Source organism: Pedobacter sp. BAL39, assembly GCF_000170795.1.
In the GTDB taxonomy this organism is placed as follows: Bacteria; Bacteroidota; Bacteroidia; order Sphingobacteriales; family Sphingobacteriaceae; genus Pedobacter.
Window position 1 is genome coordinate 87,179 of record NZ_ABCM01000007.1, and the last position, 19,262, is coordinate 106,440.

Sequence of the window (19,262 nt, forward strand, 5' to 3'; positions counted from 1 at the left end):
ATACAACAGTGTTTATTTGATCTTTTGGTGCGTCAAAATTAGTATAAAAATAGATTTAGAAAAGAGGAAATTGAAAAAAATAATTAACTATTCTTCTTGTTTTATCGCCACATTTTGCTAGTGTTTTTTTTGCTGTTTATCTTCAGCAAAGAGTCGTATTTCCAATAAAATTTTATATGAAATTATTGGGGTTTTTGTTGCCAGAGCGCCATCCGAAAAACAGACTCAAAAAAAATGGTAAAGCTATGAACTTTACCATTTTTTAACACACAAATGAAACCTGAATTGAGATATAGTTTTAGGTTAGGTAAAAATATCTTTGATCAATTCTATAAGAACGTTCTTGCGAAATCTTGTTCGCTTTAATATCTATAACAAGTTTAATGCAAAAATCAGATTGATTATTTTAAAGTTAGTAAGTGGTAGTTGTAAATGAGTAAACGGTAATTTACTGGTAAAATGGGATTAAAATCGATACTTCCGTGCCTGAAGCTCCCAATTGCTGTACCGTAATTTTTATAGGATTTGCTTCAACCTGGTTCAGCAAATTGATCCTTTCTTTGGTTAATGCCATGCCTTTGCTGATGTGTTCTCCTTTTTTATTTCTCAATGAGTTCTCTATACCAACACCATTGTCGATGATTTTAATCAATAAGGCGCCATCTTCAGGGTCAATAAGGATATCGATCTTTCCACCTTCGTCTTTTGGCATTATCCCATGCCAGATGGCGTTTTCTATATATGGCTGCAGGATCATCGAGGGAATCAGCGTTTCTTCTTTGTCAATGTCCTTATTTACGGCGATACGGTACACCAGTTTATCCCCGAATCTTTTTTTCTCCAGGCTAAGGTACAGCTCCAGGTAATCAAGCTCCTCTTCCAAACCGATAAAACTCTTGGTACAGATCTCCAGGTTCTTCCTGATCAGTTTGGCGAAACCGGTTAAGATCTTATTGGCCGATGCGGTATCCTTTGTATTGATGTAATGCTGGATGGAGTTCATCACATTAAATACAAAATGCGGATTCATCATGGCCTGCAGCGCCCGCTGCTCCAGCATCAAAATCTTGTTCTTCAATAGCAGTTGTTCCTGTTCTTTGTTTTTTTGTGACTTTGTGATCACCACAGCCAGCTTGTAGAGTGTAAAACCCGCAATGATGATCAACAGGAACAGAAAACCATTGGTTTGCCAGAAATGGGCTTTCATGACAAAATCTACCCTGGCAGGGGGGCTCCATTTGCTGCTGCCCGACTTGGCACTGATTTCAAAACGGTACTTCCCTGGTTCCAATGACGAAAATTCAAGGCGGCGGCTTTTGGTTTCTGTCCAGGCAATATCCTCATTCAGTCTGTATCGATAGGTGATGTTGCGGTTCTGAAAGTCGATGGCACTATAGTAAAAAACAATGTTGTTGCTGTCCGCATCCAGTACATGTGTCTTTGGATTGGCACCGAGGATCCGTTTGTTACTGATAACCGATGTGACCAGCACCTGCGGGGCCATGGCACTGTTGTCGGGTTTATCATAAGAGAAGTAGACAAGACCATTGTTGGTTGCAAAATAGGCTTCCCTGTCATCTATAAAAAGGCTGTTGACATCGTCATTTAAAAGTGCGTTGGTGTATTCAAAGGTTTTTACAATCGCCTGCTGACCATCAAAAGAAATTCTGTTGATGCCATGGTTGGTCACCACCCAAGTATAGTTGCCCTTGATGAACAACTTTTTACAGATGTTGTCCGTGAGCCCGTCTTTCTGTGTAATGACTTTAGTGATTTTACCATTTTTAATAAAGATCAGGCCGTTGCCATCAGTAGCCAGGACAAGCGTCTGGTCGGGCAACTGCTGGATGTCGTTAATTCTCTTGGTGAGCAGCTGCTGGGTCTCGAAGTAATTGTAGAGTTTTCCATTTGAAAACATCGTGAGCCCATTCACATTCGAAAACCAAAGATTTTTGTTTTGGTCATAGAAAACCCGGTAAGCACGATTGTCAAAATAATCCTCACCGCGTTTCAGGGATTTGGAGGTGTACCTGAAATGCTTCAGCCGGTCCGGGATAATGACCACACCCGAGGAAAGTGCCAGTGCCAGATTTTCCTTTGGCCCCAGACTAAAACTCTTGATCACAAACAGGAAATTGTTCGCTTCTGTCAGAAATTCAATTTTTGATTTTTTCGGCTGATGATCACTTAATCGTCCGAGTCCATAATCCGAAGCAAAGTAAATGAGGTGGTTTGCGGTGTCGAATGCAATTTGTTTAATGATGTTGTAAGTTTTCTCCTGGCCCACTTTTATTTCTGCCACCTTCATGTCGTCCATGTTGATCACATTTAAGCGCCCTTCATCAAGACCCATCCATAGATGTCCATTCGCATCCTTGGCCACACTTTTCACCTGGTCGCTGCTGAGGCCATTCGACTTATTAATCACATACAGGCGCTCATTTTTCTGCGGTAGCATATAAATGCCATTGCTGGTCGTAAACCACATGTTGCCTTTTACATCTTTGATGACCTGGCTAGAGGAAATGTTCTCCAGATAACGTGTGGTTCGGTTTTGCTGGTCAATATGATAAATCCCGGAAGCATTGCTCAGCCACAAACCGTCTTTGTTGCCTGCATAAAAATAACCGGGTTCGTTATTCAACAGACTGTTCTCCACTTTCATGAGCCTGGACTCCTGTCCGGCCCTTCTGATGTTCAGGCCTTTCTGGTCGAGGTAGGCCATTGTCCTGTCGGGCAGGTTCAATGAAGTTTTGTAGGATAGGGGCAGGGTATGATGGGGAACTACTTTGAAGGTGTTTCCTTCTAGGACACGAACAGAGGTGTTGCTGACCGCCCAGATTTTCCCCTCTTCATCTTCGTGTGTAAAGGTGTTGATAAATTGCTTGTTGTGGTTTGCTGAGATGTATTTTGTGACCTTCTTGCCATCCCACATCACAAGCAGGTTTTTGTTCGTGCCCAGCCAGATACGTTGCTTACTGTCCTGAAAGAAAGAAACAACGACAGCATTCAGTTTCAGTACCTTCAGCAGCTGGTTATTGGTCTCGTTATAAATCCGGCCATTATAAAAGTAACTCAGTTGGCCATTTAATGCCAAAAACCAAATCTTGCCGCTTTTATCTTCCTTAAGCTGGAGGATCTGGTTGTCCGGCAAGCCGTCATTGATGGAGAAATTTTCAAATACTTTGCCGTCAAAGCGACTGACTCCGGCATCAGTAGCAATCCAGATGAACCCTTTGCTGTCCTGTAGAGTGTAAAAACAGTTGTTGCTGGGTAAGCCGCTTTTGGCATTAAAATGTTGTAAAAATGTGCTTTGCGAAAAAGCAGGAAGCTGCATCAGTATCAAAAGAAATGAAACCGCTATTTTTCGGAGGCGTACCGGTATGAATTTACTGGTCGCCATGAATGCGGGTATATGATTTTATCTTTTCTGCAAACTCACTGGCACGGCGTCTGGATACTGCAATTTTTTCCCCGTTTTTCAAGATTACCTCCATACCATTTTTTGAATTGTATTCCTTAAGGTAATTCAGATTGAGTATGCTCGATTTATGGATCCGCACAAACTGATGGTCTGGCAGTAGCTCCTCATATTCTTTTAGCACCTTGGAAACCGTGATGGTGTCGCCATTTGACAGGTGAAAAACAGAGTAATTGCTGTCTGCAGCAATATGTATGATGTCGTCAATGCTCACTAATGAATAACCCTGCCCGTTTGGAAGGCTGATTTTTCTGATTTCTGTTTTTTCGGCCAGGTTCTGTGCGAGATTTTGCAGGCGGTCGGCCCTGCTGTTCTCCATTTTATTTAAGGAGATGTATTTTTCAGCCTTTTCTACCGCAACTTTCAGCTCGTCGATGTCTATCGGTTTAAGCAGGTAATCCAGGGCATTTGCCTTGATTGCACGAAGCGCATACTGGTCGTAGGCCGTTGTGAAAATGACATGGGAATGGTACTCCCGAACATCTGGAATGAGCTCAAACCCATTCTCTCCAGGCATGGCAATATCCAGGAAAATGAGGTCAATGGCATTGTTTTTAAGTAAGGTCCTGGCCTCTGCTACCGACTTGGCAATTCCTGATATATGGATTCCTTCACAATGTTCCTGCAGAAGGAAATACAGGGAGGAACGGGCAAATTCTTCATCGTCAACAATAATGGTATTCAGCACGGCATAAATGATTTAATGGTGAATTTATCAAAAAAATAGGCGACTTAATAATAAATCTTAAGCAAAACTGAAAACCAAGTCTCATAAGCTTTCGTAAGTGATTTATAAATAGGCAATATTTTTACTTTTATATGTCTTTTTGTTAAAACGTATTAGAATATCCGTAAAACTTTCAGTTGTATGATGTCGGAAAAATAAAATATCTGTCTTAAAATATCTACCCAAAAAACAAATCTATTTACCTATGAAAAACTCAAATCAAGAAAACGAAGTGCTGCAGGAAAACAGCATTTTAGATGCGAAATTACAGCGTCGCTCTTTTCTGCAATACGCTGGTGCTGGTGCCGCAGGGATTGCATTGGTTGCCGCCGGATGTAAGAAAGACCGTGGTTACGGCAATGGAATGGGCGGTGTTACGCTCGATTTTAAGGACGACTTTGGTGTGCTCAACTATGCATACGCATTGGAGCAATTGGAAGCTGCCTTTTATATTCAGGTAGCCTCAAATCCGCCTGCAGCATTTACTGCGGCAGAAAGAGCTTATTTTCAGGATATTCAGTTTCATGAAATTGCACACCGTGAATACTTCAAAAAAGCACTGGGGAATGCAGCGATTGGCAGTTTAGAAGTGAACTTCGCCGCCATCAACTTTACTGATAAAGCAAGTGTATTAGCTACGGCTAAGGCTTTTGAAGATTTAGGTGTGGCTGCCTATAATGGTGCAGGTAAAAGATTAAAAACAGATGCCTACCTACTCGCTGCTGGTAAAATTGTTTCCGTTGAAGCACGTCATGCTGCAGTAATCAGGGATCTCATTTCAAACGGAAGCTTTGCGAATAGTGAAGTGGTCAATGCGCAGGGCTTAGACCAGGCATTGCAACCAGACAAAGTGCTTGCCATAGCTGGTGCTTATGTGAAAACGCAAATTAATCTAATCAATCTTTAATCCCCAAAATCAGAAACCATGAATATTGTAAATATAATTGAAGAAATAGAAAAAGTTGACGGTGAGATCTATGAGCGTTTAAGCCCTAGAAGAGCAGCGATGAAAGACTTTTTCAATGTTGGTAAAAAAGTAGCTTTATCAGCAGTGCCGTTGGCTTTAGGCTCTATGTTTAACAAAGCTTACGGACAAACTGTACCAACTGCTGTCGTGGATGTGCTGAATTATGCATTGACACTGGAGTACCTGGAGTATCATTTTTATAATCATTCCATTCTTGCTGCACCAGGTTTACTTCCTTCAGGTGCGCCACTAGGTGCAATCACGACCATCAGGGACCATGAGAAAGCACACGTTGACCTGCTTAAAGGTGCGGTGACTGCTGCCGGTGCTACCCCGGTTGAGTTTGCCTATACCGATTTTGACTTCACTGCCGGGAATACCTTTGCTGATGTGTATACCAACTATGATACCTTCCTTGCTGTAGCGCAGGCTTTTGAGGATACCGGTGTCCGTGCCTATAAAGGTCAGGCGGCAGTGCTTAAAGGTCTTGATTACCTTACAATTGCCCTGCAGATCCACTCTGTGGAAGCCCGTCACGCGGCTCATATCCGTTCAATGCGTGCTGCACGTGGTGCAAGCATTAAGCCATGGATCAGCTTAGGTGCAGGTGGTGTTGCAAATGATACTGGAATTGCTGCGGTTGATAAAGTATATGCTGGGGAGAACCTCGACATCCAGGCACCCGACATTACCATCACCGGAATTGCAACCGGAGTCACTAAGGCTGCAGCTGTCGAAAGCTTCGATGAGCCATTAACCAAGCCTGCGGTATTGGAAATCGCAAGCCTATTTATCAGATAATTTTTGTTTTAAGTTTAGGATAGGGGGTTGGGAAGGTTTTCCAACCCCTTTTTTATGGATGAGTATTAATCTTCAGGTGTAAGTATCGACCCTTATTAATAAGTGATGACCTGTTGTTCCAGGTGCTCCGGCAATTCGCGGTAGTTGTATTGTTGTCCGCGCAGTTGAGGCTCGAAGCCTGCTTCCCTGATGGCATCCTGAATGCCTTTCGCTGTAAAGCGGTGTGGTGCCCCTGCCGCCGATACTACGTTCTCCTCGATCATGATTGATCCAAAGTCGTTGGCACCCGCATGCAGACACAGTTCTGCAACACTTTTTCCAACAGTCAGCCAGGAGGCCTGTATATTTTTAATGTTCGGCAGCATGATCCTGCTCAGCGCGAGCATCCTGATGTATTCATCGCCGGACACATTATTGCTGATGCCCCTTAATCTTTTTAGCAGCGTGCCATCGTCCTGGAAAGGCCATGGAATGAAGGCCAGAAATCCTTTTGCATCAACAGGTTTCTCACTTTGTACCTCTCTGATCCATACCAGGTGTTCAAAACGCTCTTCAATGGTTTCCACATGACCAAACATCATCGTTGCTGACGTGGTAATGTCCAGCTGGTGTGCAGCACGCATGACGTCAAGCCACTCTTTACCACCGCATTTACCCTTGGAGATCAACCTGCGTACACGGTCGTTCAGAATTTCTGCACCGGCGCCAGGCAAGGAGTCCATACCCGACTCTTTCAGTGTGCGGAGCACCTCCGTATGTGAGATGCCTTCAAGTTTAGCCACGTGAGCAATCTCCGGCGGGCCTAAGGCATGTAGCTTAAGGTCCGGATAAAGTTCCTTCAGCTGTTTGAAGAGGTCTGCATAGAATTTAAGGCCGAGATCGGGGTGATGCCCACCCTGCAGCAGCAGCTGGTCGCCCCCTAAACGGAAAGTCTCTTCGATTTTGACCTTATATGTTTCGATGTCGGTAATGTAACTTTCATCATGGCCCGGTCTTCTGAAGAAATTACAGAATTTACAATTGGCAATACATACGTTCGTCGTATTGACGTTGCGGTCGATCTGCCAGGTTACTTTTCCACTTGGTACTTGTTTCTTTCTTAGTTCGTTGGCCACAAAGGCAAGTTCGGCGGTAGCTGCATTGTGATACAAAAAAACACCTTCTTCTTGAGTTAGAAAGTCAAATTGCAGTGCCCTATGCAATAGTTCGGCAGTATTCATACTGCAAATATACCATAAGTTCCTTTCTTTTTATTTCACATTATTATCACATTTCCCTTTTCTATAAATTCCTATATTTGGCTGAATTATTAAATAAATATGGTAGAATTTCAACGTTTTACACTGGCCAATGGCTTACGTGTCCTTGTTCATGAAGATGACACAACCCCGATGGCAGTGTTAAATATTTTATATGATGTGGGTGCGCGTGATGAAGAAGAGGGAAAGACTGGTTTCGCCCATCTTTTTGAACACCTGATGTTTGGCGGGTCAGTAAACATTCCTAGTTACGATGAACCCCTACAGCGGGTCGGTGGAGAGAACAATGCTTTTACCAGCAATGACATCACCAACTACTACATCACCTTGCCTTCCGTTAACCTGGAGACGGCATTCTGGCTGGAAAGCGACCGCATGCTGAGCCTCGCATTTTCAGAAAAGAGTCTCGAAACCCAGCGCAGCGTCGTTTGTGAAGAGTTCAAACAGCGATACCTCAACCAGCCCTATGGCGACGTATGGCTGAAACTCAGGCCTCTGGCTTATAAAGCGCATCCTTACCGCTGGGCAACAATTGGCCAGGACTTAAAGCAGATTGAAGATGCCCGTATGGAAGATGTAAAGGCCTTCTTCAAAAAACATTATAATCCTCAGAATGCCATCATGGTAGTTGGCGGCAATGTAAAAGCCGAAGACGTGCAGCTGCTGGCGGAAAAATGGTTCGGTACAATTCCTTCCGGAGAAAAATACCTGCGCAACTTACCTGCAGAACCCCTGCAGATCGAAGCCAGAACTGAAACCGTAGTCGCGGATGTTCCTTTGAATGCCCTTTACATCAGCTTCCCGATGCCTGCAAGAAGCAATCCGGATTACCAGGCTTACGACCTGCTTTCTGATGTGCTCTCCCAGGGACAGTCTTCCCGTTTGTACAACAGCCTGCTGAAAGAGCAACAGTTGTTCAGCGACATCCATGCTTACCTGACCAGCAGTCTTGATGAAGGCCTGTTTATCGTCGAAGGTAAACTGGTGGAAGGTGTGGCTATGGAGACCGCCGAAGCTGCGGTATGGGCTGAACTGCGTAAGATCTCTGAAGAACCTGTTACTGAAGATGAACTGACGAAAGTTAAAAATAAATCGGAATCCATCATCGTCTTTGGTGAAATGAGCCTGCTGGATAAGGCCATGAACCTCGCTTATTATGAGCTCCTCGGCGATGCCCATGCTTTAAATTCAGAAATTGATAAATACCTGGCTGTGACAGCAACTTCCATACTGAACGTTGCACAGCAGACTTTCCTTAAGGAAAAGTCCTCAACTTTATATTACTTAACCGCCAAAGATGCTTAACCGTACACTAGCACCTGAGTCAAAACAGGTGGAGCAAATCAACTTTATATCCCCGCTGAAACAACAACTGGATAACGGAATTCCCGTATTTACCATCAACGCGGGGCAACAGGAACTGGTACGTATTGAGTTTATCTTTGAAAACGTCAACTGGGACCAGTCTAAGCCGCTACAGGCCGTAGTCGTCAGCCACCTGATCAACAATGGTACCGCTGAACTCTCTGCGATGGAGATCGCCGCGCGCGTAGATTATTTTGGTGCTTTTCTGCAAACGGAATATGGTGCGGATCAGTCGAGTGTTAAGGTCTACACCTTAAACAAACACCTTGCCGCAGTACTTCCGATCATCAGGTCCATCCTAAATGACAGTATCTTTCCAAAACAGGAGCTGGATATTTTCATTCAGAACCAAAAGCAAAGCCTGCAGGTGAGCCTGCAGAAGAACGATTTTCTCGCAAGAAAACACTTCGCTCATGCGCTGTTCGGAGATTCCAGTTACGGTTCTAATATAGACGCCAGCGACTATGATCTGTTGAATCAGGCCGATCTGCTGGATTATTTTAAGGCAGCTTATCAACCGGAGAACTGCACCATCATTGTTGCGGGTAAGTTTGAGCAAAAGGAATTTGATGTGCTGAATGATATCCTTGGAAAACCCTGGTCCAATCATGAGCTTTCTCTGACCAACAAATTTGAATTTACTGCGACTGAAGGTACTGAGATTTTGATTGAACGCCCGGATGCCATACAGTCCGCAATCCGCATGGGCACACTCGCCATCAACAGAAGTCATGAGGATTTTCCTGGTTTCCAGGTGATGAACTGTTTGCTGGGTGGATATTTCGGATCCCGTTTGATGGCCAACATCAGGGAGGATAAAGGGTATACCTATGGAATTGGCTCTGCAGCAGTCTCCCTAAAAGACGCCGGCTATTTCTTCATCGCCACGGAAGTAGGTGCAGACGTCTGCCAGTCGGCATTACAGGAGATCGAAAAAGAAATCCAGCTGCTGAAAACAGAAACCGTAGAAGAACCTGAACTGGACCTTGTGCGCAACTATATGCTTGGCGCCATGCTTGGAAGCCTGGAGAATGCTTTTTCGCACGCTGACAAGTTTAAGAACACGTATTTCTCGGGCCTCGACCATAAGTATTATGAGCGCTATATCCATACCGTGAAAACCATTACTGCTGATGACATCAAACGTCTGGCCAACACATACCTCAATACTGATGGCTTTACAAAGGTCATTGCCGGAAAAAAATAAAAAACTGATCCTGGCTATTCAACTTTAGCCAGGATCGTTTTTAACTTGTCTGCCTGATATAATTTCTTGTTGAAGGCTACATATTCATTGTACTTCTCTGCAGGATATTTTTTGTTGGTCATGCTCTTCGTCCTTCGATAGACGATGGTATTGTCTTTCACCCTGATCTGACAACTGTATTTTCCAAATTCCGATTCAATGTTGAGGTCTTTGGGCACAAACTCTACCTTATAACCCTTCGGGATATGGTAGGTGATCTCATCCTCATCCACATAACCATAATTTACGGCAAAGGCTGTCTTTCTGTTTTCAATTGTCGAGAGGGTATTCTCCTGCCTGTTCAGCAGGTTCAGGGTGATGAACAACTTTCCACCGCCATTGCTCATCAGCTGACTGCTCTTCAGGCTGATCTTCTCTTCCAGAACAGGAAGGTTTTTATCCGGCTGCGTATACGTGTAAGAAGAAATGTTCACATTTGGAATGTCTAAGGAGTGCATCAGACGCTTGTGCTGCTCTACAGGTTCCATCAGCATGATGCCCATGTTGTCCTCATATTGCGCGTTGCCATAGTTCGTTTGCAATTGAATTGATGCATTGCCGCTATCATCGAGGTCTACCGTCGCATGTCGCTTCTGATAATTACTCAAAGGGCTGTATACAGGCGTTTTTACCAGCTTGCCACCTTCTTCAGTGATCAGGAGGACCAGCCGGTCTGCATTGCTGTTCCCAATAAAGCCGGCAGGTTTATAATTGCTGGTGCACTCCAGCCAGGTGGTATCGCGAACACCAGGCACACATAAAATCATGTGGTTCGCCTGGTCCAGACTGGCATAAGCCGCATTCAGGGAAGGCATGTCATTGCCGATCACGACAAGGTTGGATTTGATGCCCGCTTCCTGAAGCATGGCTTTCATGTAGTTGGACAGCCCTTTACAGTCGCCATAGTTGACTGCCGACACCTTATCTGCGGCGATAGGCCTGAGTCCGCCGATACCAAGCTGAACGCTTACATAACGGGTGTTCTGCTGCAGGTACTGGTATAAAATCCTGATTTTCTCCTGGTCAGTTTTTACATCTTTGATCAGCTGCTGCACCTTTGCCCTTGCAGGCTCAGAAAGGACCTGCCTGTCGCTGCTCAGGCCATACATCCAGGCACCCAGATTCTTCCAATCGGTGATGTTTCCTTTGGTATGGTCGTACTCAAACTCATTGGGAGCAAGAGATACCCAGGGTGTCAGGTTACGTAAGCCGGTACTCAATGGCTCATATTCCATAGCAGGAATGGCACTACAGCTCCATTTGTACTGGATTTTGTCTTTTACGAATGTCGAGTCTGTTTTTAGTCCCTGACTTTTCAAGTACTTGAAATTCATCGATTGTGGAATTCTAAAAGTATAGCTGCTTTGCTCTACCGCATATCCCCATCTGCTTACAGGTCTCCAGGAAGGGTAGCTGGTCATCCCATTATAGGTCACCGTGTAACTGTACTCGATGGTATAGGGGTAGTTGGATTGCAGAAATTCCAGGTACTTTACCCTGCTGCTTTCATATAACGAATATCCGGATATGGCACTCCGGTCCTTGAAGTCTGAGCTTTTATAATCCTTGATCTTTGTCCCCTTTGCATCAAACATCGTTGCCTTCAGGTTGGATATTGAAGAGAAATTATCATAGTACTCGCTCATATTAGAGGCGCTTTCCCCATTTTTGTTGATGATGGTTACAGCTGTTTTGTACTCGTAGGTGGCAGCACCCGCATTTTTAAGGTCATAAACCTGATCTTCGAGCCGCACCACGACTGAAGCATTGGCCAGCAATGCTGCCGGGATTTTAGCGACGTCATATGTGCCCTGTGCTTTCACAACGTTAAAAAAACCAAGGAAGGACAGGCCAAGGAATATGCTTTTTCTGCAGGATAACATCAGTTTCATTTATATTTTTTTTAGTACAATTTGCTCAGACTGTTTTCTCACGATGTTCATGAACAGTTCCTTTAATCCATGATACTCTTCAGCCGAATACACCGCTTTTGGTACCGTTATCTTGCTGGAAAGCACCATCCTGCCATCTTCAGCTGCGAAGATAAAGGTGAAGGAAGCGATGTTGTCCGGTAAAATCATACGTTCGCTTTTGGGCATTTTATCAATCTGGTAACCTTTTGGATATTCAACTGAAATCCGGTAGGTTTCCTCAAATGGATAGGCGAAATCTACAGGGAATTGCCTTTCATCGAGTTTGAAGGGGTTTTCTTTGGTACGTTCAAACAACAGGGGCGTGAAATAGGTGAGGTCTCCCGCTTCTTCAATGTTTTCCTCAATGTCAACATCCATGCTTTCCACCAGTGGTTCGCCGGGATTGTCCATGTTCAGCACGGAGTAATTTTTGATGGACAGTCCTGGTTTGTCTGATTTGTAAGTTTTCAGGAATTCAGCTTCCGTTGCTTCAGCCTGGTAGCTGTTTCTTCTTCTGAGGCCTTCATAATTGCTGGAAGAAATGAATAACTTTCCGCTCAGCTTGTGTTCCTCATCAAGGAGGAGGTTGTAGGTGATGGCCTTACGGCTCAGCACCTCATCATCCAGTGAAATCCATCCACCATTCTTTGCATCCAGGTCTATTTTGAAACCAGCATGATTGAGGTTGGAGTAGGAGATGAGGCCAGGTGTATGGTTCTTGTCTGTTGCATCCAATAAAACGGTCTTTTCGCCCATTTTTGCCTGAAGGATGACGTTGTCAAACTTGGTAATCATTGGAAAACCAGGGTGTTGCCCGTTGCTTCGTGTGCTGATCAGTACCGGGTTTACCGTAATGCCAGCTTCCCTCAACAGCGCATACACGGTAAGGTTAATGTCTGCAGAATTTCCCGATTTTTTATCAAATATGTTTTTGGGGGTGGTGGTGCTGGTATATTTTGACTCCTGGCCGTTCCATTTGATGTTGTTCTTCACATATTTGAACACCAGGTTCAGGATACTGTCCGGATTCTTTTCATTTTTAACGATGGTCTGCAACAGCGTTTTGTTGAAGCCATGTTTGTTGGTGAAGGTGCCGAAATTCTCGTCCTCCTGCAATAATCCCACGATCTCAGGCCAGGTACTCGTGAACGTTTTGTAGGCCTGCCCCGGATATTTTGTCGCATTGAGCTCAAATTCAATCTTACTCACATAATCATCCATCGTCGTGACGAACATTTCATCTTTAAGACCAGGCACATTTTCGGCAATGTATTGGATCTTTTTGGCGCTGAAGTCAAACCGCTGTCCATTATAATAAAAATTGTCGTTTACCATCTCCTGCGTTGGGTTTAAGTAAATAAATCCTCCGGGGGTACTTTTGTAGGTCAGGTACTCCGGTATTTTTACAGAATACTGGGAGTACAACACCGGGATTTCCTTTTGGAAATACCATGGGCGTAGGGTAAAGGTGAAATCGGATTTCATTTTATACTTAAATTCCACGATTGTACCCTCCTTAACATTCGGCAACGTGAACTTCTTCAGGGTGTAATTTTTATCTTGTTTTTCCGAAAACTTGGCGTCTTTATTGATCTTGCTGACGACCATCTTGCCATTTTCCATGTTGTATGCCGCACCATCCATATACTCCAGGGTTGACTCACCTCCACTTTGTCTATACAGCTGGATTTCCAGGTTTGCGACATCATAACCTGTTTTATTGATGACCTTATATCTCGTATGACGCTCAAAAACATATACGAAGTCCTGCGTTTTCGGACTGATCTCAAACCATCCGGTACCGACATCAAACAGGGCTACAGCGGCGGCGGCGGAATCTGTACCGCTTACCTTCGTTTCAAATTCTGAAGGCTCAATTTTTCCATACTTGAACATTTTGACAATGGATTCTTTTTTTTGAGCGTAACTGGACAGTGTAGCTATAAACAGCAGACACAGGACGAGAACTTTTGGCTTATTCATGAAAAGCGTTTATTAAAATTTATGCAAGTATAAGACATATCTTTATAGTAAAAAAAATATTTTCAATTATTTTTTTTACATCACACCCGAGCCGATGTTTATCAGTCATTATGGCGGATTTTATTGATCTATGTGCTACAGATCACTATATTGGTTTGCAGCCCCAAAGAATCAGCTGAGTTTAATTCTGTGTTAAACTGGATAGTTTCAATTCTTTAAACGCGGATGGACGCTGACCTGTCATTTTATAAAAGGTGTTGCTGAAAGCAGCGATGCTGTCGTATCCAACCTCGTAGGCGATCTCAGTCACGGTGCGGTCTGTCTCCAGCAGTTTCTCCATGGCCCTCGTCATCCGCACCAGCTTCAGGTACTGAAAGAATGATGTTTTTAAGGAGGCCTGAAACAATCTGGACAATGTACGCTCGCTAAAGCCGGTTTCTAACGCAATTTTTTCAAGGGTCAGCTCTTCGGATAGGTGTTGCCTAATGTACCACAATACCGGCCGCAGACGCTCGTTATCGGTTGTCGGAACAACAATGGGAAGCGGGTGTTTACTGATGGCCGGCAGAATACTTTTCAGTGTTTCCAGAAAGCCGTATTCAAACGAACCCGGATAAATGTTGCCGTTCCAGTTCTCAGAGAATTTCAACATTTCCAGCAGCAGATCGTTTACGGGATAAATGCCGATGTGATCAAAAAAAGAATGATCAATCTCATTTTTTGCGTTGAAATAGACATTACGGACGATGGTGGACCTGTAGCGATGTTCCAGGTGATGTGTGACCCCGGCAGGAACCCATACATAGTGGCGTGCCGGAATGAAATAGGATTGCTCCCTGGTGTATAAAAAGATCACTCCGCCTTCCACGTAAGTCAGCTGTCCCTTTTTGTGATGGTGGTCTTTAAAACGGTCTTCAAACTTACTGTGCCACACGTAGGTGGTTTCTGTATGTTCATCTAAATTGAATAACAAAGCATCGTTTTGCTGCGAGGTCATGCGGACTAGGATTGATATGGCTGGATCTAACAAATATATGTCACTTTACGTAAAATATCTTGGTAATTGTTACACGAACTTTGTGCCGTTAAAACGTACTTATGAAATTCAACACTTATAAAGGAAAAATGTGGATGTGCATGTCCTTTCTTTTATTTACCATCAACACTCATGCACAGGATCCCCGGAGGCCACAGAAATTAACGTTGGATGAGGTCTGGTCGCTCGCCGATAGCAATAGTAAAAGAATCCAGATCCAGCAGGTTGCGGTGTCAACGACCGAAGCCGGAATCAAAGCCGCTAGGGCGGAGCGCCTTCCCGAGCTGGAGGCAGGTGGCGTACTCGCTCATATTTTTCCGCTTCCGATCTTTGAAAATGGCCTCTTTCATACGCCAACGCAGTTTCCAGTAGAACCCAAATATTATAAGGTAGCTGCAGATGCTTACCTGAACTTATCCAATGGCGGAAAAACGGAAAGGGAAATCAAGGCTTCAAAGAAAGAAAATGAAATCGCCCTGGCGAAGATGAGCCTCAGCAAGCAGGAAATTCATTATGCAGCCGCCCTGTACTTTTATGATGTCTACAGAAACCTATCCTACAAGTCGCTGTTACTCCAGGACGTCAAAGATCTGGAGCAGCAGTTGAAAGAAATCAACCACCTGTATAAAAATGGGACTGTGCTGAAGAGTGACGTCTTAAGGGCCGAATTAAGGCTGTCCAGGCAGAAGATGATGTTGACAGAAATTCAGAACAACCAGCTCATTGCCAGTCAGAAGTTAAACCTGCTGATCGGCGCCGGCGATGATGACAGCCTGATTCCGGAAGTTAAAGATTCGCTGAACGATGCACTGGTGTTGAAACAGATGGACCAGTACCTCAGCGAGGCGGATGTACATTCTTATCAGCTGGACATCTCAAAAAAAGAATCTGAATTGCAGGAGCTGAAGCTGAAACAGCTGCGGTCGAACGTCATGCCTTCATTGGGTTTGTTCGCCGAATATGCCTATGCCTACCCACAGATTCAGTTCTACCCGTATTCGCTTGCTCCTTACGGCAATGGTATGGCAGGGCTCAAGTTGAAAATTCCAATTGCTGCTTTTTATAAAAACAAACACCAGGTAGCCATGCAGCAACTTCGTGTGCATCAGTCGGAGCTTGCAGATGAAGAGGAGCGAGACAACATCAGACAGGAAGTAAAAACTACCTATATTAAATACAGGGAATCTTTACAACGCATTGATGTCGCCACAGAAAACATCCGTCAGGCATCAGAAAGTTACCGCATCGTACAAAACACCTATTTCAATCAGTTGTCGCTGTTAACAGATCTGCTGGATGCAGAGACGCAGCTGCTGCAGTCGCGCTTTGAGCTGACCACGGCGAAGGTCAACGCGAGAATTCAATATTATCAATTACAAAAAGCTGTAGGCACCCTATAACATGAGCACCAAAATACAAAACAAGACAGATATCATCATCACCCGGGTCACGAGCACAATTTCCGTTCTGGTGACGGTTGTATTATTAATCTGGGGTGGAAAGACCCTGGTCAACTATCTGGAATATGAAGACACCAATGATGCACAGATTGATGAATACATTAACCCCATCACCGTACGTGCAAATGGGTATATTAAAACAGTTAATTTCATCGAGAACCAGGAAGTTAAAAAAGGAGACACGCTGGTGGTCATCGACAACAGCGACTATACCGTGCAGCAGGACGAGGCTAATGCCTCAGTGCTGAATGCAGAGGCGCAGATTGCTGTGCTGAACAGCAATGTTCATACGGCAGAGACCGCGGCCAGCGGCAGTCGCGCAAGGATTGCCGCTGCAAAAGCCAAGCTTTGGAAACAGGAGGCGGAATATGCCCGTTACAAAAAACTTTTTGACCTGGAGTCTGCCACGAGGCAGCAGCTGGAAACCGTACAAAGTCTGCTGGAGGTTGCCCAGGCAGATTACAATGCGGCGAAAGAGGATTATTCTGCTGCCATGTCCAGGGCGCAGGACATTGCCGTGCAGTCGCAGGTCCTGCGTTCGGAAGTTACCAGAAGGAGGGCGGTACTGAAACGCAACGACCTGAATACCTCTTACACCGTAGTGACGGCTCCTTACGATGGTAAGATGGGGCGTAGGACCATTCAGCCGGGGCAGGTACTGCAGACCGGACAGACCATTGCCTATATTGTAGACCGCTCGGCAGGAAAGTGGGTTGTTGCCAACTTCAAGGAAACACAGATCGGAAAGATGTCCGTTGGTGAGGATGTCGAAGTGGAGGTGGATGCCTTTCCCGATGAACACTTCAAAGGAAAAATAGAATCGTTGTCGGCAGCCACAGGATCGCGTTTCTCCTTGCTTCCACCTGACAATGCAACGGGTAATTTCGTGAAGATTGCACAGCGTATCCCGGTAAGGATTAGGATCACTGGTGATCCCGATCAGGTCAAACTTTTAAATGCCGGTATGAGCGCCTCGGTACAGGTAAGAAAAAGATCACATTCATGAGCAATCCCACATCGATATTTAAAAAGGGCTTGCCGGAATGGTTGATTCGCTTTAGCATCCTTTTTCTGCTGCTGGCGGCGGTACTGCTATTTGCGATATCCACAGCGGATGGCGCGGCTGCTGCGGGATTCTACGGTATGGAACCTGCAGATGTGCAGTTTTCGCTGCTTTTGTTCTATGCAGCGATTGCCAGCTTTGCAGGAGTGGAGCGCCGTTTTTTTGAACGTGTGGTCACTAAAGATTACCTGCTGATCAGTGTGGTTTTGGAACTGCTGATTACCTACGCCTGTTATCATACGCGGGAAGTATGGCTGGTCTTTGTTTTTCGCTTCCTGCAGGGGATCGTAAATTGCGGGATCAACAGCATCTGTCTGAACCTGCTTTTTGGCCGGCTGAAGTCGGAACATGCCAGAGAGATTGGGTATACCATATTCTACGCACTGATCTTATGTGTATCACCGGTTACGGCATTGTTCTCAGTTCCCATCGTGGAAAACTTTGAATATAACGTACTCTATAAAGCCATCATATTTTGTTTCCTGCCTGGCGCCGCCCTGATGTACTCTCTACTCAACAGGGTGCATGTTATCCGCAGAAAACCTTTGTATCAACTGGATTGGAGCAGTTTTGTCCTTTTTGCAGTGATGCTCGTCCTGATTGCATTTGTCTTGGTGTATGGTCAGGAAAAGGACTGGCTGGAATCGGAGCAGATTGTCTACAGCATCATGGCCATCGCATTACTTGGCGTACTGAATGTGATGCGGCAGTACAGTCTGCGGAGACCTACGGTAGACCTTGCCGTCTTCCGTTATCGTAATTTTAGCGTCGGTATTGTTTTCCTGGTGATCCTTTACCTGATTCGTGGTGCCTTCAGCTTAACCAGCAGCTACTTCATTACCATTTTAGGAATGGATTCCCTGCACGCCAATGTACTGATGATTTACAATATCCTGGGGATTGCCCTTGGGTCATTTATTGCCATCAGGTTTTTGATCAGGCAACAGTTTCTGCGTGTTTTATGGATCTCCGGCTTTAGCTTGCTCATGGTGTTTTTTATGGTGATGTGTTTTCTTTTCAGTAGTGAGGCGGGAACAGGGGCCTTTATCATCCCGCTTTTTCTGCAGGGACTGGGGGCGGGAATGGTAATGTGTCCTATCGTGATGTTCATTGTGTCTTCTGTGCCGGTGCAACTTGGGCAGTCAGCTGCTTCTGTAGGCGTGCTGGTCAGGTTTTCAAGCTTCAGCATCAGCCTTGCACTGATCAATTTAAGTCAGCTTTATTTTAAAGGACTCCATGGGCAACTTCTTGGACGTGGTTTGTCAGTAATAGATTTAGGGGTTTCGGCGAGGTTGAGCGCCTATCAGCAGGCATTGGCCAACAGAGGTATGCTGAAAGATGAGGCGGCAAAGGCCGCAGTTGGTCTATTGAATAAATCCCTTCAGAAACAGGAGTTTCTGCAGTTCTGTATCAACTATTACGAGTGGATTGCGATACTCTGTGCGCTGACAATTCTCCTGATCGGATTCCAGCCCGTCATCAGCCGTACCATCATCAACCTGAAGGGAAAACATCCTGCTCCGGCAGGGTTTTAAATGTAAATTGTAGCGCCCGGCAGACTTAAACATCAAAAGAGACGTTATCTATATATCATTTTCATTTTTCAGCAGCTAAGCAGTGATGCGCAATATTTTGCGAAACTGTTTAGCTGTTTTTATTTCCACTTCTTTTCGGTCTGTTTCCCGTGCTAGATTCGTATCTTACGATCAGTAATTGCAGCATTATAAGCTTTGCTTAAGTAGTCAAATTTTATATTGCTTATACACGTCCCAGGTCTATACACGGTCTATATGAGGGCTAGGTCTGACGGCGTCTAAAGGAGGGGATGACAAGGGGTTGAAGAGGCTAAAGGGCCTTTTTACCTTGCCAACCCCTTGTCAACTCCTTGTTAACCCCTGGTCAACCTTAGCCCTCATATAGCCTGTGTATAGGCTGTCCAATACTAAATCCAGGCCGTCTCC

Annotated in this window: 13 protein-coding genes; 7 read left to right on the forward strand and 6 right to left on the reverse strand. The window is 44.8% G+C overall.

The features are described 5' to 3' along the window. Nucleotides 1–448 precede the first annotated feature (448 nt). The gene (locus PBAL39_RS11125) at nt 449–3,403 is read right to left on the reverse strand and encodes a histidine kinase (protein WP_008241416.1); all 2,955 of its coding nucleotides are present in this window, start codon (nt 3,401–3,403) and stop codon (nt 449–451) included. Continuing rightward, nucleotides 3,390–4,169 (reverse strand): LytTR family DNA-binding domain-containing protein, encoded by a 780-nt coding sequence (locus tag PBAL39_RS11130; protein ID WP_008241417.1) that lies wholly within the window; start codon nt 4,167–4,169, stop codon nt 3,390–3,392. The genes PBAL39_RS11125 and PBAL39_RS11130 overlap by 14 nt, the downstream gene beginning before the upstream one ends. Nucleotides 4,170–4,413: 244 nt before the next feature. On the opposite strand from PBAL39_RS11130, the gene PBAL39_RS11135 reads away from it, so the two are divergent. Together PBAL39_RS11135 and PBAL39_RS11140 are read left to right on the forward strand one after the other, a co-directional pair. Next, a complete protein-coding gene (locus PBAL39_RS11135; RefSeq protein ID WP_008241418.1) occupies nt 4,414–5,115 on the forward strand; it encodes a ferritin-like domain-containing protein in 702 nt (233 codons plus the stop codon). Between the two features lie 18 nt (nt 5,116–5,133). After that, nucleotides 5,134–5,976, forward strand: a complete 843-nt coding sequence (locus PBAL39_RS11140; RefSeq protein ID WP_008241419.1) for a ferritin-like domain-containing protein — start codon at nt 5,134–5,136, stop codon at nt 5,974–5,976. Nucleotides 5,977–6,071: 95 nt separating this feature from the next. Here PBAL39_RS11140 and PBAL39_RS11145 read toward each other — a convergent pair whose 3' ends face one another. Next, nucleotides 6,072–7,196, reverse strand: coding sequence for a CofH family radical SAM protein (locus PBAL39_RS11145; protein WP_008241420.1), 1,125 nt, complete (start codon nt 7,194–7,196; stop codon nt 6,072–6,074). A 99-nt stretch (nt 7,197–7,295) separates the two neighbouring features. On the opposite strand from PBAL39_RS11145, the gene PBAL39_RS11150 reads away from it, so the two are divergent. Together PBAL39_RS11150 and PBAL39_RS11155 are read left to right on the forward strand one after the other, a co-directional pair. Beyond that, entirely contained in the window at nt 7,296–8,540 is a 1,245-nt protein-coding gene (locus PBAL39_RS11150; protein WP_008241421.1) for a pitrilysin family protein, read from the forward strand. Continuing rightward, a complete protein-coding gene (locus tag PBAL39_RS11155; RefSeq protein ID WP_008241422.1) occupies nt 8,533–9,807 on the forward strand; it encodes a pitrilysin family protein in 1,275 nt (424 codons plus the stop codon). The genes PBAL39_RS11150 and PBAL39_RS11155 overlap by 8 nt, the downstream gene beginning before the upstream one ends. A gap of 14 nt (nt 9,808–9,821) precedes the next feature. Here PBAL39_RS11155 and PBAL39_RS11160 read toward each other — a convergent pair whose 3' ends face one another. The 3 genes from PBAL39_RS11160 to PBAL39_RS11170 all read right to left on the reverse strand — a co-directional run bounded on the left by PBAL39_RS11160 (nt 9,822) and on the right by PBAL39_RS11170 (nt 14,739). Next, complete coding sequence (locus tag PBAL39_RS11160) at nt 9,822–11,738, reverse strand: DUF3857 domain-containing protein (protein WP_008241423.1); 1,917 nt, start codon at nt 11,736–11,738, stop codon at nt 9,822–9,824. Next, nucleotides 11,739–13,742 carry a transglutaminase domain-containing protein gene (locus PBAL39_RS11165; RefSeq protein WP_008241424.1) on the reverse strand — a complete coding sequence of 668 codons (2,004 nt, stop codon included), beginning with the start codon at nt 13,740–13,742 and terminating at the stop codon, nt 11,739–11,741. It lies immediately after the preceding gene. Nucleotides 13,743–13,923: 181 nt separating this feature from the next. Continuing rightward, nucleotides 13,924–14,739, reverse strand: a complete 816-nt coding sequence (locus PBAL39_RS11170) for an AraC family transcriptional regulator (RefSeq protein WP_008241425.1) — start codon at nt 14,737–14,739, stop codon at nt 13,924–13,926. A 101-nt stretch (nt 14,740–14,840) separates the two neighbouring features. On the opposite strand from PBAL39_RS11170, the gene PBAL39_RS11175 reads away from it, so the two are divergent. From PBAL39_RS11175 to PBAL39_RS11185, 3 genes are read left to right on the forward strand one after another with little or no spacing between them, the layout of a single operon-like run. Beyond that, on the forward strand, nt 14,841–16,178 hold the full coding sequence (locus PBAL39_RS11175; protein WP_008241426.1) for a TolC family protein: 1,338 nt from the start codon (nt 14,841–14,843) through the stop codon (nt 16,176–16,178). A gap of 1 nt (nt 16,179) precedes the next feature. Beyond that, nucleotides 16,180–17,244: an HlyD family secretion protein gene (locus PBAL39_RS11180; protein ID WP_008241427.1), complete on the forward strand. Its 1,065-nt coding sequence runs from the start codon at nt 16,180–16,182 to the stop codon at nt 17,242–17,244. Continuing rightward, the gene (locus PBAL39_RS11185; RefSeq protein ID WP_008241428.1) at nt 17,241–18,836 is read left to right on the forward strand and encodes an MFS transporter; all 1,596 of its coding nucleotides are present in this window, start codon (nt 17,241–17,243) and stop codon (nt 18,834–18,836) included. Before PBAL39_RS11180 ends, PBAL39_RS11185 begins: the two co-directional genes overlap by 4 nt. Nucleotides 18,837–19,262 lie beyond the last annotated feature (426 nt).

Bases quoted from the DNA above. Each gene is read 5' to 3' on its own strand.
- PBAL39_RS11125 (WP_008241416.1), bottom strand. From the start codon at position 3,403: ATGGCGACCAGTAAATTCATACCGGTACGCCTCCGAAAAATAGCGGTT.
- PBAL39_RS11135 (WP_008241418.1), top strand. From the start codon at position 4,414: ATGAAAAACTCAAATCAAGAAAACGAAGTGCTGCAGGAAAACAGCATT.
- PBAL39_RS11140 (WP_008241419.1), top strand. From the start codon at position 5,134: ATGAATATTGTAAATATAATTGAAGAAATAGAAAAAGTTGACGGTGAG.
- PBAL39_RS11145 (WP_008241420.1), bottom strand. From the start codon at position 7,196: ATGAATACTGCCGAACTATTGCATAGGGCACTGCAATTTGACTTTCTA.
- PBAL39_RS11150 (WP_008241421.1), top strand. From the start codon at position 7,296: ATGGTAGAATTTCAACGTTTTACACTGGCCAATGGCTTACGTGTCCTT.
- PBAL39_RS11155 (WP_008241422.1), top strand. From the start codon at position 8,533: ATGCTTAACCGTACACTAGCACCTGAGTCAAAACAGGTGGAGCAAATC.
- PBAL39_RS11160 (WP_008241423.1), bottom strand. From the start codon at position 11,738: ATGAAACTGATGTTATCCTGCAGAAAAAGCATATTCCTTGGCCTGTCC.
- PBAL39_RS11165 (WP_008241424.1), bottom strand. From the start codon at position 13,742: ATGAATAAGCCAAAAGTTCTCGTCCTGTGTCTGCTGTTTATAGCTACA.
- PBAL39_RS11170 (WP_008241425.1), bottom strand. From the start codon at position 14,739: ATGACCTCGCAGCAAAACGATGCTTTGTTATTCAATTTAGATGAACAT.
- PBAL39_RS11175 (WP_008241426.1), top strand. From the start codon at position 14,841: ATGAAATTCAACACTTATAAAGGAAAAATGTGGATGTGCATGTCCTTT.
- PBAL39_RS11180 (WP_008241427.1), top strand. From the start codon at position 16,180: ATGAGCACCAAAATACAAAACAAGACAGATATCATCATCACCCGGGTC.
- PBAL39_RS11185 (WP_008241428.1), top strand. From the start codon at position 17,241: ATGAGCAATCCCACATCGATATTTAAAAAGGGCTTGCCGGAATGGTTG.